Genomic DNA, 1,639 nt, shown 5'->3' on the forward strand with positions numbered 1-1,639 from the left:
CGCCAATCCTGTCTCGGCCAGCACGAAGCGCAGCCGCGCCTCGACGGGTGCCAGCGGCAACGGAATCATCTCATAGCCCAGTTCCGTGTAGATGCCGACCAGCGCATGGTGGGTACGCTCGGCCTCGTCGAGCGTCTGCTTGCGCTCTTCATCCTGCGCGAAGATCTCCGGCCAAAGCGGGGCGACGAAGATGCGGGGGTTGTAGCGGAAACGCTTGGCGGCGGCGTCGATGTGTTCGGGTACCGGCAGGCCGCTCAGCCTGAGATAGCGGAGCGTGTCCGGAACGCCCCGATCGAAGAAAACAGGACGCCCGGTCTGTTCTTGCGCGATTTGATAGGAGCGCATCTCCACTGACAGCATCAACTCGGCGAACAACGCGCGATCATGCCAGGGCAAAGCGGGTCCGCCAAGGGCGGACTGGTCGCGGATAATGCCGCGCCCGGCTTCCACCGAGGTGGCAAAGCCTGCCCGGCGCAGGGCTTCGATCAGGGTGGTCTTGCCGGAGCCGGGACCGCCGGTCAGCACGAAGAATCGATCGGAATCGTTTTGCATGTTTGTCCGTGGAGAGGTGGCACGCGGCAGGGCGGCTTCGCGGCCGAGGGCGTGCGAAGTTGGCCGGCGGGAGCTGCCGTTGTGCGTAACGCATGTTGAGGAGGAGGGGAGAAGTGGAGGTTTCTGTTGCCAGGTACCTCCGAACCCCGCCTAGAAGTGCGAACCTCTAGGGCTTGATTTGAAGCTATCGCACCGCTTACGCGGCGAGACGTGCTTCCGCATAGTTGTCATTTGCAACTACAGGTTTAGCCCGATGACGGTGGTACCATGCCGGGCAAAAGTACGATCTTTACACCTTCGTCGATCCTATTTCGCCCCCAGCAAAAACCGCTCTGTCATCAGCAGCGGCTTTTGGTGGAGGCGCCGGGTACCGCCCCCGGGTCCGAACGGCTTATTTCATCGCCCATTTATCGCCATAGTCGGTCAAGCCGACAGATTGAATATAGGGGGCCATCGCAAGAAATGGAAGGCCGCAATGGCACTTTGTCCCTCTGACAAAACCGCAAGTCCAAAGGGTTGACTTGGGCGCGGTCTCAACCGAAGCTTTGCCCCGGTGAGGAGTTACCGACCTAGCGCACATGTTGCAGCAGCGCGCCACAGCCCTCATCGATCGGATCCGTGGCGCCGACGAGGGGAATTTCGATGGCCGACTATCTTGCAGACGTGAAGAAATACGATGCCAGCGCCAGTGCCGATGCGGTTGAAAAGATCGTCAAGCACCTGGGCATCGCGCTCAGGAACCGCGATTCCTCGCTGGTGTCCTGCACCGACCCGAAGGAACTCGGGCGTGTCAGGGACAACTGGGTCGCTAAGAAGCTCGGCATCAGCGATGCAGCGAAGGCCGATGCATCCATCGAGAAGACTTGCAAGGCAATGGCTGCCGACAACACCAAGAGCCGTGTGACTTTCTACTACCTCGTCGCCAAAGACCTGGGCAAGCTCGGCTCCCTCTGATCCGTCATAACTCAGGTTGTGAAGATCGGTGCTGCGAGCAACCGCTTCAGGCTTGAATCGGCAGTTCACCTGGCGTCAGCGCTGCCCCTCACCTGCCTGCCGGCATCCTCTCCCCGTATAGTGACGGGGAGAG

Annotated in this window: 2 protein-coding genes and 1 other RNA gene; 1 reads left to right on the forward strand and 2 read right to left on the reverse strand. The window is 60.8% G+C overall.

Features of this window, described 5'->3' with window-relative positions:
* Together EOC06_RS36905 and ssrA are read right to left on the reverse strand one after the other, a co-directional pair.
* Positions 1–552, reverse strand: a 552-nt coding sequence (locus tag EOC06_RS36905; RefSeq protein ID WP_128310092.1) for an AAA family ATPase, incomplete at its 3' end; no start/stop codon positions are given.
* Positions 553–664: 112 nt separating this feature from the next.
* Positions 665–1,024, reverse strand: a transfer-messenger RNA (tmRNA) gene (gene ssrA / locus EOC06_RS36910).
* Between the two features lie 170 nt (positions 1,025–1,194).
* On the opposite strand from ssrA, the gene EOC06_RS36915 reads away from it, so the two are divergent.
* The gene (locus tag EOC06_RS36915) at positions 1,195–1,506 is read left to right on the forward strand and encodes a DUF2853 family protein (protein ID WP_128310093.1); all 312 of its coding nucleotides are present in this window, start codon (positions 1,195–1,197) and stop codon (positions 1,504–1,506) included.
* Positions 1,507–1,639 lie beyond the last annotated feature (133 nt).

It is taken from the genome of Mesorhizobium sp. M7A.F.Ca.MR.362.00.0.0, assembly GCF_004023175.1.
GTDB lineage: Bacteria > Pseudomonadota > Alphaproteobacteria > Rhizobiales > Rhizobiaceae > Mesorhizobium.

What these genes read in the sequence shown, in the direction of transcription:
- EOC06_RS36915 (WP_128310093.1), top strand. Translation starts at nt 1,195, where the DNA reads ATGGCCGACTATCTTGCAGACGTGAAGAAATACGATGCCAGCGCCAGT.